The sequence below is a fragment of the Thermomicrobium sp. genome (genome assembly GCF_053493975.1).
In genome coordinates, this window is record NZ_JBRBZA010000015.1 from 55,882 (window position 1) to 69,341 (window position 13,460).

At 63.2% G+C, this 13,460-nt stretch carries 13 protein-coding genes and 1 tRNA gene; 9 read left to right on the forward strand and 5 right to left on the reverse strand.

What is annotated here, in order from left to right; translation table 11 throughout:
* The first annotated feature begins 18 nt into the window (after positions 1-18).
* Positions 19-1,704, forward strand: coding sequence for a single-stranded-DNA-specific exonuclease RecJ (gene recJ / locus ACWIVK_RS03370; RefSeq protein ID WP_448575144.1), 1,686 nt, complete (start codon positions 19-21; stop codon positions 1,702-1,704).
* 90 nt (positions 1,705-1,794) lie between these two features.
* Here the strand turns inward: recJ and ACWIVK_RS03375 are convergent, their stop codons facing one another.
* Positions 1,795-2,622, reverse strand: a complete 828-nt coding sequence (locus ACWIVK_RS03375; protein WP_448575145.1) for a BtpA/SgcQ family protein — start codon at positions 2,620-2,622, stop codon at positions 1,795-1,797.
* 103 nt (positions 2,623-2,725) lie between these two features.
* Here ACWIVK_RS03375 and ACWIVK_RS03380 point away from each other — a divergent pair, with 103 nt between their 5' ends.
* The 6 genes from ACWIVK_RS03380 to ACWIVK_RS03405 all read left to right on the forward strand — a co-directional run bounded on the left by ACWIVK_RS03380 (position 2,726) and on the right by ACWIVK_RS03405 (position 7,678).
* Positions 2,726-3,151 (forward strand): MerR family transcriptional regulator, encoded by a 426-nt coding sequence (locus ACWIVK_RS03380; RefSeq protein WP_448575146.1) that lies wholly within the window; start codon positions 2,726-2,728, stop codon positions 3,149-3,151.
* Complete coding sequence (locus ACWIVK_RS03385) at positions 3,138-3,608, forward strand: hypothetical protein (RefSeq protein ID WP_448575147.1); 471 nt, start codon at positions 3,138-3,140, stop codon at positions 3,606-3,608. The genes ACWIVK_RS03380 and ACWIVK_RS03385 overlap by 14 nt, the downstream gene beginning before the upstream one ends.
* 17 nt (positions 3,609-3,625) lie before the next feature.
* Positions 3,626-5,335: an adenine deaminase gene (gene ade, locus ACWIVK_RS03390; protein ID WP_448575148.1), complete on the forward strand. Its 1,710-nt coding sequence runs from the start codon at positions 3,626-3,628 to the stop codon at positions 5,333-5,335.
* Between the two features lie 142 nt (positions 5,336-5,477).
* Positions 5,478-5,551: transfer RNA gene (locus ACWIVK_RS03395), tRNA-Cys, on the forward strand.
* Between the two features lie 699 nt (positions 5,552-6,250).
* Positions 6,251-6,793 (forward strand): NUDIX domain-containing protein, encoded by a 543-nt coding sequence (locus tag ACWIVK_RS03400; RefSeq protein ID WP_448575149.1) that lies wholly within the window; start codon positions 6,251-6,253, stop codon positions 6,791-6,793.
* 153 nt (positions 6,794-6,946) lie between these two features.
* Complete coding sequence (locus ACWIVK_RS03405; protein WP_448575150.1) at positions 6,947-7,678, forward strand: response regulator; 732 nt, start codon at positions 6,947-6,949, stop codon at positions 7,676-7,678.
* Here ACWIVK_RS03405 and purD read toward each other — a convergent pair.
* Positions 7,644-8,960, reverse strand: a complete 1,317-nt coding sequence (gene purD / locus ACWIVK_RS03410) for a phosphoribosylamine--glycine ligase (RefSeq protein ID WP_448575151.1) — start codon at positions 8,958-8,960, stop codon at positions 7,644-7,646. The two genes, ACWIVK_RS03405 and purD, sit on opposite strands and share 35 nt — an antisense overlap.
* A gap of 3 nt (positions 8,961-8,963) precedes the next feature.
* Positions 8,964-10,547, reverse strand: coding sequence for a glutamine-hydrolyzing GMP synthase (gene guaA / locus ACWIVK_RS03415; RefSeq protein ID WP_448575152.1), 1,584 nt, complete (start codon positions 10,545-10,547; stop codon positions 8,964-8,966).
* Between the two features lie 150 nt (positions 10,548-10,697).
* On the opposite strand from guaA, the gene purN reads away from it, so the two are divergent.
* Positions 10,698-11,321, forward strand: coding sequence for a phosphoribosylglycinamide formyltransferase (gene purN / locus ACWIVK_RS03420; RefSeq protein WP_448575153.1), 624 nt, complete (start codon positions 10,698-10,700; stop codon positions 11,319-11,321).
* Positions 11,322-11,332: 11 nt separating this feature from the next.
* A complete protein-coding gene (locus ACWIVK_RS03425; RefSeq protein ID WP_448575154.1) occupies positions 11,333-12,445 on the forward strand; it encodes an alanine racemase in 1,113 nt (370 codons plus the stop codon).
* Between the two features lie 5 nt (positions 12,446-12,450).
* On the opposite strand, the gene ACWIVK_RS03430 is transcribed toward ACWIVK_RS03425, so the two are convergent.
* Together ACWIVK_RS03430 and ACWIVK_RS03435 are read right to left on the reverse strand one after the other, a co-directional pair.
* Positions 12,451-12,666 carry a hypothetical protein gene (locus tag ACWIVK_RS03430; RefSeq protein WP_448575155.1) on the reverse strand — a complete coding sequence of 72 codons (216 nt, stop codon included), beginning with the start codon at positions 12,664-12,666 and terminating at the stop codon, positions 12,451-12,453.
* Positions 12,667-12,702: 36 nt separating this feature from the next.
* Positions 12,703-13,317: a MerR family transcriptional regulator gene (locus ACWIVK_RS03435; protein ID WP_448575201.1), complete on the reverse strand. Its 615-nt coding sequence runs from the start codon at positions 13,315-13,317 to the stop codon at positions 12,703-12,705.
* Between the last annotated feature and the right edge of the window lie 143 nt (positions 13,318-13,460).

Here is a 13,460-nt window from a genome sequence, read left to right on the forward strand (position 1 = left end):
TACCGAGGAGAGAGGCGAATGCCACGGTACCGGTGGCGGGAACCGGAACGAGTTCCAGAAATGGCTCGGGAACTCGCGGATCATCCGCTGCTGGCCGCTATCCTCTACCGTCGGGGTATTCGGAACCATGAGGAGGTACGGCGCTTTCTCCAGCCTGACCTCGGTGACTTGCCTGATCCTGGCGGCTTGCCCGACAGCGAGCGAGCGCGAGCTCTCGTCGAAGAAGTGCGGTGCCGGTCAGGGCCGGTGGTCGTCTTCGGCGACTACGATGTGGATGGTTTGACCGCAACGACGCTCCTGGCTCAGCTCTTTCGGGAACTCGAGCTGACGGTCATCCCGATGGTGCCCCATCGCCTTCGCGATGGATATGGTTTCCAGCGTCATCATGTGCCATGCGTGCTCGAGCATCGGCCTGCGCTTCTCGTCACGGTGGATTGCGGAACCGGCGACTGGGATGCCTTGCGTAGTGTCCTTCGAGCGGGGGTTCCGGTCATCGTGCTCGACCACCACGCTGTCCATGACGAAACCTGGCCGGCTGAGCTGGCATTCGTCTCGGTCGCGCGGCCGGATGCCCCGCCAGTCTTCGGAACGTTGTCGGCAGTCGGTGTCGCGTACCAGTTCGCCCGACTGCTGCTCGGGGACGAAGCTGCGACCCGTTGGCTTCCCTTGGTCGCGCTCGGCACCGTTGCCGACGTCGTTCCCTTGGTCGGTATCAACCGAACGCTCGTGGCGCTCGGGCTGAAGCGTTTCTGGGAGACTGCACCGCTTGGCTTGCGGACACTCGCGCGCCTGAGCGGACTCGACAGCGTACCAGGACAGCGGGTCACCAGTTGGCACTGCGGGTATGTCCTGGGGCCGCGGCTCAACGCGGCTGGGAGAATGGATGATCCGCGCGTCGCGCTCGAGCTCCTGTTGACGGCGGACACGCAGCGAGCGGAGGAACTGGCTCGGAAACTTTCCGAACTCAACGCGCTGCGGCAACGTGCGATCGAGCGGATGTTGGCGGAAGCCGAGCGACGGATCGACGCGCGGGGGAGCTTGCCCCCCGTCTTGGTACTGGCTGATAGTGCGTGGAGCGTTGGGTTGGTCGGGCTCGCCGCCAGCAAGCTCGTCAGTCGCTATGCGCGTCCGGTCGTGCTCCTCGCCCGAGAGAGCGAGGTCAGTCGTGGTTCTGCCCGCAGCATCGATGGTTTCGATATTTCGGCAGCGTTGGCTCGCTGCCGTGATCTCTTGATCGACCATGGTGGACATCGTGCGGCAGCGGGATTGACGGTGGCGACGGAACGTCTCGCCGAACTGGAAGCGCGGCTCCTCGAAATCGCCGAGGAACACCTCGGCCACGAGGAACCAGCGTTACCGCTCGAGTTGGATGCGGAACTCTACCCCTACCAAATCGCGCTGGAGACGTGGGAGGTGATGGGGCAGCTGGAACCTTATGGTCACGGCAACCCGGTTCCGCGCTTCCTCGTCCGCGGCGTTCGAGCTGTCGACATTACGAGTATGCAGAACGAGCGGCACCTGCGCTTCACCGTCGTCGCACCGGATGGCACCGTGCGCCAGGCGGTCTGGTTCGAGGGGGGGCGGGAGATCGCTCGCTTGGCCGGCGCTGACCGCATCGATATCGCGTTCACGTTGCGACGGAGCGATTGGAACGGTCAGGAACAGGTGGAGCTGGACGTGATCGACATTCGTCCAGCCACCTGATTCCTATCTAAGAGAAATCTCGATCCATCGTGCTCCGCGACCCTCGAGCAGAAGGCAGCGATGCGCTGGCCAAAGCGATGCCTCGCCTTCTCAGGAGGCTGGTCCATGCCGCTCGTGCGGAAGGGCTCGAGAGATCGCCTCGCAGAGTCGCCGAACCCGGGCGGGATCGACCGGGTTCTCGGTCTTGCCATCGACCTTGGTCCATGTCCCAACGATCGCGCCGCGTGCAGCGTGGACGTAGCGCGCGACATTGTCGGCCGTGACTCCACTTCCCACCAACACCGGAGTTGCCGGCAATCGTTCGCGGACGCGCATGAGATCGGCTGGGTCGGGTGCGCGTCCGGTCATCGGACCAGTGAGGATCAGGGCATCGGCGAGCCCGCGCTGGACCGTTTCCTGGGCGGCGTCCTCCAGAGCGAGCGGTGCCAGCGGTACGGCGTGCTTGACGAGGACATCGGCCCAGATCTCTGTCTCGCTCTGGAGCAGCGTACGGTAGCGGAGTGTTTCGTCAGCGCGGCCTTCGATGATACCTTGATCGGTCACCATCGCGCCGACATGCACGTTGACGCGAATGAAGGAAGCACCGGTTGCCGCCGCGATACCGAGTGCTGCACGGGCATCGTTGCGCAAGACGTTGACCCCAACCGGCAGTCCGGTCGCCACGCGGACCGCCTCGACGATGACTGCCATGAGCGCGATGACATGAGGCTCGACACCGTCTTTCCGGAATGGAGCATCTCCGAAGTTCTCGACGATGAGGGCGTGGGCACCCCCTTCCCGGTAGGCTTCGGCGTCGCGGCAAGCACGCTCGCGGATCCGTGCCACGTCCCGCGTCGCACGGGGGGAGCCAGGTAGCGGGAGGAGATGGACCACACCGACGAGCAGGAACGGAACGCTGTCCAGGAGCCGGGAGCTCATGTCGTCCTTCCTCCGATCGTCGATCTTCATGGTCAGCATACCGTGCGACGGCAGAATCGGAGCGGCTGTATGCTTCAAGCGAGAGTAACGTTGCGAGAAGTCGATGAGTGCCGAGAACGCTGATCGATCGTTGACCATTCGGGAGTTGGCGGCGCGAACGGGGATTCCACCGCGGCGCATTCGTTTCTATGTCGCTCGTGGCCTGCTGCCCCCGCCGCGCGGCCGAGGACCGACTGCGCGGTATGGTCCGGAACATATCCGGCGCCTCGAGCAGATTCGGCGACTCCGGGAGCAGCGTTTCGGTCTGGAGGAGATCCGCGAGCACCTGGCACAACGGGAGGTCGTCGCACCGGATCGAAGGGCGGGTGACGCGATGCACTGGCGCGTCTGGGAAATTGCCCCCGGTATCGTGTTGGCAGCGCGACTCGACTGGCCGGACGCAAAGCTCGATCAGGTCGAAGGCTTGGTCGAGGTCGCTCGACTCTGGCTGAAGCGACGCGAGGTGGAAAGCGACGATGAACACGCGTGAGACGCGAGCAGCGCTCGAACCAGTGGTATCTCTCCTGCGTCAGGCCGGATTCTGGGCGTACCCATTGTATGGTGATGAGGGCTGGCTCGTCGCGTGCGATACCGAGTGCGGTCGGATCGATGTGCGGATCGGGACTGACGGCTATCTGGTCGAGGTCTGGGATGTCTCGCCGGGCCTCTACTACGACGAAGAGGACGAGCGAAGACGAGCAGTCAAAGAGCGCCTCGCTCGGCTCACGCTCTCCCGGCTCGTGGAGACGATCCGGCACGCACCGGTGACGGACACGGAACGACTGCTGCGCGACGCGTGGTGGGACGAGGCGGAGCACGGGGTCGGGCTGCGGCTCGGGCTCGAGATCCCGTTCAGTGCAAGCGCATCCATACCGGAGCTGGTGACCGATCTTTTGGGACGACTCAATGAGCTGCTCGGGCGACTCGAAGAGCGTTTACTCGACTGAGAGCGAGGAGGAACAGAATGGTTGGATTGGGGATCGAAGCGCTCCAACTGGAGGAGTGGCGACGTCTCCTGCGTGTCGCGCTCGGCGAAGAACCGGCTGATCTCGTGTTGCGACACGCCCGTATCGTGAACGTGGCGAGCGGTGAAATCGAGGAAGCCGATGTCGCGATCGTGTTCGGACGCATTGCCGGAATCGGAACGTATCGCGATGGACATGAGGAGATCGATCTCGCTGGAGCCTATCTCGCGCCTTCCTTCATCGATGGACATGTCCATGTCGAGAGTTCGCTGCTCTGGATAGACCAATTCGCACGGGCGGTCGTACCGCACGGGACCGGAGCGGTCGTGACCGATCCGCACGAGATCGCCAATGTGGCTGGACTCGCGGGAATCCGTGCACTGGCTGAGGCAGCGTCAGGGCTTCCGCTCGGTGTGTTTTTGACGATACCCTCGTGTGTTCCAGCCAGTCCATACGAAAGTGCCGGAGCGGTCATGGACGCGGCTGCGATCGCCGAGGGACTGCGGTTACCGAACGCGGTTGCGCTGGGTGAGATGATGAATTTTCCGGGTGTCCTCGCCGGTGACGCGGCGATCTACGAGAAGCTTCGCCTCCCGGCGCGGCGGCGGGATGGGCACGCACCTGGCTTGCGTGGTTCCCGTCTCAACGCCTATATCGCATCGGGTATGGGATCCGATCACGAGTCGACGCAACTGGAGGAAGCCCGCGAGAAGCTGCGGCGGGGACTCCGGGTCATGATCCGGGAGGGATCGACCGAGCACAACCTACTCGAATTGTTGCCGCTCGTGACCGAGGCTACCTACCCGCGCTGTTGCTTCGCGAGCGATGACCGGGATTGCGCGACCCTCCTCCACGATGGCCATATGGATGCCATCGTGCGCAAGGCGATCGCGGCTGGCCTCGATCCGATTCGGGCGATCCGCCTGGCGACGCTCAACACGGCCGAGTATTGGGGGCTTGACGGGTATGGGCTGGTCGCGCCCGGCTACTGGGCCAATGTGGTCGCATTCGACCGGCTCGACGATATCCGCCCGCGGCTCGTCCTGTTCCAGGGTGAGGTGGTCGCTCAGGACGGCAAGGCGACCTTCCAGACCAGCCGGACGATTCCCGAGTGGCTCCTGGATACGGTGCGCGTGGCACCGCTCGATCGTGGTCGACTTCGCTTGCCCGCTTGCGATCGGATGATCGCCGTGGAGGCGATCCCGGGGCAGATCGTGACGCGAGCGATCGAAGTGGAACCGACGGTGCGTGACGGGGAGGTGGTCGCTGATCCAGAGCGCGACTTGGCGAAGCTGGTCGTCGTGGAGCGCCACCGGGCGACCGGACGCGTTGGAGTGGGGTTGGTCCGGGGCTTCGGCCTGCGGCGTGGTGCGCTGGCCTCGTCCATCGCGCACGATGCCCACAACATCGTCGTCGTTGGAATCGACGACGGGGATATCTTGGCCGCGATCGACGCGGTCGTGGCCATGCGCGGTGGTCTGGTCGCGGTCTCCGATGGGCTGGTCAGAGCGCGACTGCCGCTCCCGGTCGCAGGGATTTTGTCACCGGAACCACTGGAGACGGTGGCCGAACAGTACGAAGCGGTCGAGCAGGCAGCGCGCGACATGGGAAGTCGCGTGCCGGCACCGTTCGCGCTGCTCTCGTTCATGGCGCTTTCGGTCATTCCGGAGGCTCGCGTCACCGATCATGGCGTGGTCGTGCTGCGCTGACATGAGGGTCGGTGGTCTGGCACGTCTGGTCGGTGGCGGAACGACTGTACGCCAGACTTCGGCGCGAGTTGCCAGGAGAAACGAGCTCGCCAGTCCGAGCGCTGATTGCGCGAAGCTGCTATACTATGCATGGAGTGGCAGCGGCGGCGTAGCCAAGTGGCCTAAGGCAGCAGTCTGCAAAACTGCGATTCGGCGGTTCGAATCCGCCCGCCGCCTCCGCGATCCGTCATAAGACTGAGGTGCGTCGTTACCGATCCCCAGACGAAGCGCCTGCGCACCAGGAAGAACAAAAAGACGTTCGAGCCACCGGTTCGGACGATGAACCGTCACGCATGACGCCGTCAGGGGCACGATCGTTCCCGCAGTCGGGGTAACGAATCGTCACGGGCTGATCCCTGTCGGCGGACGAATCCCACACTCGTGGCACGCAAGGATCCCGAGTGCTGGCGTGCCAGCGCTTCTGCGGCGATCGATGGGATCGGCGGGCGTTCGGACGGTCGTGGCGCAGCCGATTGGAGTCCGACTCTGCGTGAGTCGACGCGAGCGAGCGCTGGTCGCAGGCGACCGATCCAGCTGTTCGGCTCGTGCTTTTCTCGAGCAGTTTATTCCTTTCGACTCGAAAGTACCACATGCGTCCTCGTACCCAGCTCGGCGATCCCGTATTGGGAAAGCCGAGATGCGCAGCGATCGCCTTGCCCTGTGGAGGTTCGGTCGCAGCCTAAACCGGAGCAGCGTGTGACTTCCCGGGGGCAACCACCTGCTTCTCGGTGCGGGGCGGTTCAGCACGCCTGGTGATCTCTTCGAACATTTGGAATCCTGCTGCTGGGAAGGCACGGCGACAGGCACCCGCAGAGCGACGTGATCCGGTAGAACCTTCCCACCAGCGAGGATGGTTTCGGTGCGTGAACGGGAAGGATGGACACGGTGGAGGTCGAGCGGGTCGAGCGAAGCGAGACGGTGTTTTCAGGGCGGTTGTTGCGGGTCTCTCGCGATCAGGTTCTGCTGGCCGATGGCCGGCGGGCGATCCGCGAGGTGGCGCACCATCCGGGGGCTGTTGCCATCCTCCCGATCCAGGACGACGGGCGGATCGTGTTCGTTCGCCAGTACCGGTATGCGGTCGGGAGGATGTTGTTGGAAATTCCAGCCGGGACGCGCGAGGCTGACGAGGAACCGGTTGCGTGTGCTTTGCGGGAGCTCGAGGAGGAGACCGGTTATCGGGCAGGACGGCTCCGCGAGTTGATCCGCTTCTATGTGAGTCCGGGCTGGACGGACGAAGAACTCGTAGTGTTCGTAGCCGAAGCGCTGACTGCGGGTGCAGCACGCCCGGCTGGTGACGAACGCTTGCACGTCGTCGAGCTCGCTCCGGAGGAGGCACGGGAGGCTCTCCGTATTGGCTCGATCCGCGATGCCAAAAGCGTGATCGCACTGCTCGGATACTTCGGTTGGACGTTGCTTTGATGTGCCCAGAGGGCACAGTACGTACATGCGGCATCAGTACTCACTGTCCTTAGGAGTGTTGATTGAAGAAGGGTGACTGATTCCGCATCGTCGAATCGTTGTCTCCGGACGAAACTGTTTCCGAGATTCGCGGTAACCGGAGGGGGGAAGACGATGCGGGGTAACGGGTTAGGGCAGCGGAGAACACCCGTCAAAGTGCTCGTCGTCGATGATCATCCGCTGTTTCGTTTTGCGGTGCGTCAGTTCCTCGACCGACACGAGCGTTTTCGCGTCGTGGCAGAAGCAGCCTCAGCGCATGAGGCGGTCCAGCAGGCTGAGCTCCATCGGCCGGACCTTGCCCTGGTCGATCTTCGCTTGCCAGGTATCAACGGGTTGCAAGTGACGCGCCTCCTCAAACGGCAGAATACGAAACTCCCCGTCGTGTTGCTCTCGGCGGACGAAAACGAATCGTGGCTGCTCGGTGCTCTGCAAGTCGGTGCTGCGGCTTTCCTCGCGAAAGACAGTGAACCCCGCGAGATGTTGGCGGTGTTGGAAGCCGTCGTTGCCGGCGAGGATCGGCTGCCGCAGCAGATCCTCGACCGGCCCCATTTGGCGCGTCGGGTCCTCGGTGAACTCCAGCGCTACGTGGTCGGGGAAGGCGGCGTCGAAAGTCCGGACACGGTGCTCACGGTGCGCGAACTGCAAGTGCTCGACTGTGTGGCGCAGGGCATGTCCAACAAGGAGATCGCGGAGGCGCTCTTCATCACGGAACAGACAGTGAAGAACCACATGACGTCGATCCTACGGAAGCTCGGTGCTCAGGATCGCGTGGATGTCATTTTGGCAGCGGTGCGACAGGGGTGGGTCGCGATCACGCCGTCCCGCTCGGCGGCGGCGTCGGCATGACGCTCTTTCCCACTTCGGTGAGTGCGATGTCGCGGCGGAACGTCATGCCAGGGAAGGAGAGGTGCTCGATCGCGCGATAGACGCGCTCGCGCGCCTCAGCGAATGTCGCGGCGATAGCGCTCACGGCGAGTACACGACCGCCGGCCGTCACGACATGATCGTTCGCTCGTCTCGTCCCGGCGTGGAAGATGACGACATCGCTCGGAACGGTATCCAAACCGGCGATCGGAAATCCGGTCGCAGAGGTACCCGGATAGCCACCGGATGCGACGACGACCGTCACGCAGACTGCTGGTTTCCAGTCGAGCGACCAGTTACCAGAGAGTTCGGCCCGCGCAGCAGAGAGGAGAAGCATCGCGAGATCAGTTTCCAGGAGCGGCAGGATCGCCTGCGTTTCCGGATCGCCGAACCGGCAGTTGAACTCGAGCACTTTCGGACCACGAGGAGTGAGCATCAGACCCGCATAGAGCACGCCGCGATAGACGATGCCCCGTCGCCTCAGTTCCTCCAGGGTTGGATGAATGATCCGTTCCAGTATCGTCCGGTGCAATTCATCGGTGACCTCAGGAACGGGCGCATAGGCTCCCATCCCGCCGGTGTTGGGGCCGGTGTCGTTGTCGCCGAGACGCTTGTAATCCCGAGCGGGCAGGAGCGGCAATACCGTCTTCCCGTCCGTGACGACGAGAAAAGACAGCTCACGGCCTTCGAGATACTCCTCGAGAAGGACCTCATCCGCTGCGGCGCCGAGCGCACGTTGGACCATCATCCAATGGAGTGCTTCTTCCGCCTCGCGTCGTGAAGAGACGACGATGGCACCTTTGCCAGCTGCCAACCCCGAAGCCTTGATGACGAGCGGAAAGCGGAAACGCTCGAGCGCCGCCTGAGCCGCTGCGAAGTCGGTGACGACCACTGCCTCAGCGGTGGGCACGCCGGCGGCTCGCATCACGTCCTTGGCCCACGCCTTGCTCGCTTCGATCCGCGCTGCTTGCGCCGTCGGTCCAAAAGCGGTCAGCCCCGCTTCCGCGAATGCATCCACCAGTCCGCGAGCGAGCGGCTCCTCGGGACCGACGACTGTAAGGTCGACCTGCCGCTCGCGGGCCAGTGCGACCAAGCCCGGGATGTCCGTTGCAGCGATCGGGACATTCTCGGCGATCGCTGCGGTTCCTCCGTTACCGGGTGCCACGAGAACGCGTTCCACCGAGGGGGACCGATGCAATGCCCAGGCGAGGGCATGCTCGCGCCCTCCGCTACCGACGACTAGGACGGTCAATCCTCGCGGCATGACTCACTCCCATTCGATGGTTGCTGGTGGTTTCGAGGTGATGTCGTAGACGACGCGATTGACACCAGGCACTTCGTTGACGATGCGATTAGCGAGCCGAGCCAACAGGTCGTGCGGCAAGCGTGCCCAGTCGGCGGTCATGGCGTCGGTACTGGTCACGGCACGGATCGCGATGACCCGCGCGTACGTGCGTTGGTCACCCATCACGCCTGTCGAGTGCACCGGAAGAAGGACGGCGAAGAACTGCCAGAGTCCATTGCCCAGTCCAGCAGCCTCGACTTCTTCGCGGACGATGGTGTCGGCTCGCCGGACGATCGCGAGCGCTTCCTCAGTCACCTCCCCGAGAATGCGTACGGCCAACCCGGGACCAGGGAACGGTTGACGCTGCACGATCTCCTCGGGGAGACCAAGGAGTCGGCCGATCGCGCGCACCTCGTCCTTGAACAAATAGCGTAACGGCTCGAGAAGTTCGAATTCGAGGTCTTGGGGCAAACCGCCGACGTTGTGGTGCGTTTTGATCTTGGCGGCAGTCCGCGACGCTCCGGGAGCGGCACTCTCGATCACGTCAGGATACAGTGTCCCTTGTGCCAGGAAACGGAATGGCCCGTGGCGGCGAGCGATTTCCTCGAACACGCGGATAAACTCTTCGCCGATCGATCGGCGTTTCTGTTCCGGGTCGCTCACACCGCGCAGTCGAGCCAGGAAACGCTGACGGGCATCGACCGCCACGAGCGGCATGCGGAAGTGCCGACCGAACACTTCTCGAATCGTTTCCGCTTCGCCTTCGCGAAGCAAGCCGGTATCGACGAAAACAGGTGTCAACTGGTCACCGATCGCTCGGTGGATCAGCGCCGCGGCGACGCTCGAATCGACGCCGCCGGAAAGCGCAAGCAGGACCCGATCGTTACCGACCCGCTCCCTGATCTCGCGGACAGCCTGCTCGACGAACGACTCGGCTGTCCAGGTCGGTGCGCAACCACAGACATCGAAGAGGAAGTTGCGCAAGATAACGCTCCCGAGCGGTGTATGCGCGACTTCCGGATGGAATTGGAGACCGATGAGATTGTCCCGTGCCATTGCCGCGAAGGGTGCGTTGGCCGAGCGCGCCAGTACCTCGAATCCGGGAGGCAGCGCGTCGATGCGGTCGCCGTGACTCATCCACACGTCGAAGCGTGCCGGAAGCCCGGCGAAAATCGGATGGTCTGCGACACGCTCGACCACTGCGGGACCGTATTCGCGTTGTTGCGCGGGCGCGACCTTGCCGCCCAATGTGTGGGCCAAAAGTTGCATGCCGTAACAGATGCCCAGAACGGGGAGGCCACTCTCGAGAACCCAGTTGGGGAGTTGCGGCGCATCCGGTTCGTACACGCTGGCGGGTCCACCGGAGAGGATGATCCCTTTCGGCGAAAGGTGCGCCAGAGCTGACCAGTCGGTGTCGTGCGGCACGAGTTCACAGTAGACATGGGCTTCGCGCACGCGTCGCGCGATGAGTTGTGCATATTGGGAGCCATAATCCAAGATGACGACACTATCGAATGATGGAAAGGTTGGGTGCTGGTTCGCCGTCGAGGGAAGAGATCGCGACACCTGACTCTCGCCTCCATGCTCGTTGCTGGTCGGCCCGCGCCGATCAGGCGACGTGGCCGATACGACGATTGTACCGAAGGTGCGTGACATCGGCGGTGCGCTCCCCCATACTACGGCTGAAAACGGAGCACGTCAGGTGAAGGAGCCAGCGTGCGGCAACTGCGGATCGCTGTCCTCATTTCGGGAAGCGGGCGGACACTGGCTAATCTGCTCGCCGTGCAAGGCCGGGGTGAACTGCCGGGGTGCATCGAACTCGTCGTCAGTAATCGCCCGGATGTCGCTGGCAACGACATCGCTCGTGCTGCTGGGGTGCCCCTGGCGATCATCCCCTCCAGACGAGTGCCGGAGTCTGTCTTCGCCGAGCAGGTGTATCGTCTTCTGGACCAGTACGCGATCGATTTGGTGCTCATGGCTGGATTTCTCCGGCATTTGCCGGTCCGTGCCGACTATCGATGGCGCATCATGAACATTCATCCGTCCCTTCTCCCACTGTTTGGCGGACGTGGGATGTACGGCGAGCGTGTTCATCGTGCTGTCCTAGACAGCGGTGTGAAGGTGAGCGGCTGCACGGTGCATTTCGTCACCGATGAACTCGATGCAGGACCGATCATCCTGCAAGCCTGTGTGCCGGTCTTGGATGACGACACACCAGAGACGCTCGCAGCGCGCGTTTTCGCCGAAGAATGCCGACTCTATCCGGAGGCTGTGCGGCTCTATGCTGCTGGTCGGTTGCGAGTGGAAGGTCGACGGGTGCGTATTCTTCCTTCTCCATGAGGAGGGCGACCGTGAACTGTGCATCGTATCGAGTGCTGTTGGATACCCCGTGCCTGGTCGTCGATCTCGATCGTTTGGAGCGCAATATCGCCGAGATGGCCGAGTACGCTCGCACGCATGGCCTCGCTTTGCGTCCCCACTTGAAAACGCACAAGACGGCTGAGATCGCTCGCGCGCAGCGGGCGCACGGGGTGGTCGGATTCACCTGTGCCAAGATCACCGAGGCGGAGGCATTCGCTGCCGCCGGTGTGCTGGATGATGTCCTGATCGCGTATCAGATCGTGGGAGATCAGAAGATCGAACGTCTCCTGCGCTTGGCCGAACGGGTGCAGGTCACGGTGGCGGTAGATAGCGTCGCGGTCGCCGAGCCACTCAGCCGGGCGGCCCTCGCCCGCGGAATGCGTCTCGATGTCGTCATCGAGGTCGATACCGGTCTGCGCCGGGCAGGGGTCGAGCCGGGTGAGCCGGTGCTCCGGTTGGCACGCGAGATCAGTCAGATGCCTGGACTCCGCTTGCGAGGCCTGATGACGCACGAGGGTCATGCTGGTCGAGCGAGTACCGCGGAAGAACTCGAGCGCCTAGCGCGGATGGCGGGCGAGGCGATGGTCGGGTCAGCTGAGCTTCTCCGTCGGGAGGGGATCCCGGTCGATGTCGTGAGCGTAGGCTCGACGCCGGCAGCGTTCGCGACGACGCGCGTGCCTGGTATCACCGAAATGCGCCCTGGTACGTATGTTTTCTACGATGCGGCAGCGTTTCGCTTTGGGCGGATCGGTCCGGATCGGGTCGCCTTGCGTGTTCTGGCCACGGTGATCAGCCGTCCGGCTCCCGATCGCGCAGTGATCGACGCAGGGAGCAAGACACTCACCTACGATCCGCCCCCACCAGCGCGGACCGGCTACGGCTACGTTGTGGAGTATCCGGATGCGGTGATCAGCCGGCTGAGCGAGGAACACGGTGTGCTCGAGTTCCCGCCCGAGACGAAGGGACCACAGGTCGGAGAACGCATCGAAATCATTCCCAATCATGTCTGCCCAGTGGTCAACCTGCAAGACGAACTCTTCGTCGTTCGGGGAGGAGAGTTCGTCGGCACATGGCGTGTCATCGCGCGTGGCTGTGTCCGCTGACGCCATCAACCGGGTGGCGGCAGAACATGGTCGCGCCCGCGTAGTTCGCGCAAGCACTCGCGACAGACGACTACGTACTCGACATCGGTCATACCGATCTCGTCTCCGCGGACGGTTCGAGCTTCGTGCATCGGAAGGACATGCTGACAGAGCGCACAAGTGAAAAGTTCCTCATCTCCGAGAAGTTCATGACGAAGAATCAGTTGTTCTTCTTCTTGCATGTATGGCCTTTTCTCCTTCCACGATCGTCACGACTGTCAGAATACTGACGAGGTCGGTGAGATGGCTGGCTCGAGGCTGCGCAGCGTCGCGAGGAGGACCTCGTCCATCAAAATGGTCAATTCTCCGAGCAGGCGCAAGACGCGACGAGTCGGAATGTCCTCGCGCTCAGCGAATTGCGTGATCGCGAGATAAGTCGGCGCACGAAAGGCAAGGAACGCTTCCGCCGCTTCGGCCGGAGTCAGTCCTGCCTGAGCACTGATTTCACCGTACCGCTGTCCGATCGTCCGACCAGCTCGGAGGAGTTCCTCGCGATCGACTGCCCGGTTGACGATTCGGAAAGCCAGTTCGACCAGTTGGCGCCCGAGAGCGCGCAACTCAGCGAGGTGCTCCGGCTGGTATCGCGCGTACCAAGTGCGATTGACGACTTGTGCCATCAATTGCGAGTGATAGAGTGCGAAGGAGAGATCGACGAGTGCCTTGCGCGAGAGCCGTCGACGGGGTCGCGCCTCGCTCTTGAGAAGAGCCAGGAGATCAGCTTCCCGATACCGGCGGTGACCGCCAGCCGTTCGATACACTGGAACCAGTCCGGCATCGCTCCACCGGCGCAACGTCGATTGCCCGACACCGAGAAGACGAGCTGCCTCCTCGATACTGAGCCACTGATTGCCGGCCTCGTCGGTCTGCGCGTGCTGCTGAGCAAATGTCTGCCGTCGTGTCACTGGTAGCCGCGCCACGTCCCACCCTCGCTCTCGGAGTCGTCACGCATGGTCGATTGTACTCGCCGATGACGCCT

What these genes read in the sequence shown, in the direction of transcription:
- ade (WP_448575148.1), top strand. Translation starts at nt 3,626, where the DNA reads ATGGTTGGATTGGGGATCGAAGCGCTCCAACTGGAGGAGTGGCGACGT.
- ACWIVK_RS03375 (WP_448575145.1), bottom strand. Translation starts at nt 2,622, where the DNA reads ATGAGCTCCCGGCTCCTGGACAGCGTTCCGTTCCTGCTCGTCGGTGTG.
- ACWIVK_RS03385 (WP_448575147.1), top strand. Translation starts at nt 3,138, where the DNA reads ATGAACACGCGTGAGACGCGAGCAGCGCTCGAACCAGTGGTATCTCTC.
- ACWIVK_RS03380 (WP_448575146.1), top strand. Translation starts at nt 2,726, where the DNA reads ATGAGTGCCGAGAACGCTGATCGATCGTTGACCATTCGGGAGTTGGCG.
- ACWIVK_RS03430 (WP_448575155.1), bottom strand. Translation starts at nt 12,666, where the DNA reads ATGCAAGAAGAAGAACAACTGATTCTTCGTCATGAACTTCTCGGAGAT.
- recJ (WP_448575144.1), top strand. Translation starts at nt 19, where the DNA reads ATGCCACGGTACCGGTGGCGGGAACCGGAACGAGTTCCAGAAATGGCT.
- ACWIVK_RS03400 (WP_448575149.1), top strand. Translation starts at nt 6,251, where the DNA reads ATGGACACGGTGGAGGTCGAGCGGGTCGAGCGAAGCGAGACGGTGTTT.
- purD (WP_448575151.1), bottom strand. Translation starts at nt 8,960, where the DNA reads ATGCCGCGAGGATTGACCGTCCTAGTCGTCGGTAGCGGAGGGCGCGAG.
- ACWIVK_RS03405 (WP_448575150.1), top strand. Translation starts at nt 6,947, where the DNA reads ATGCGGGGTAACGGGTTAGGGCAGCGGAGAACACCCGTCAAAGTGCTC.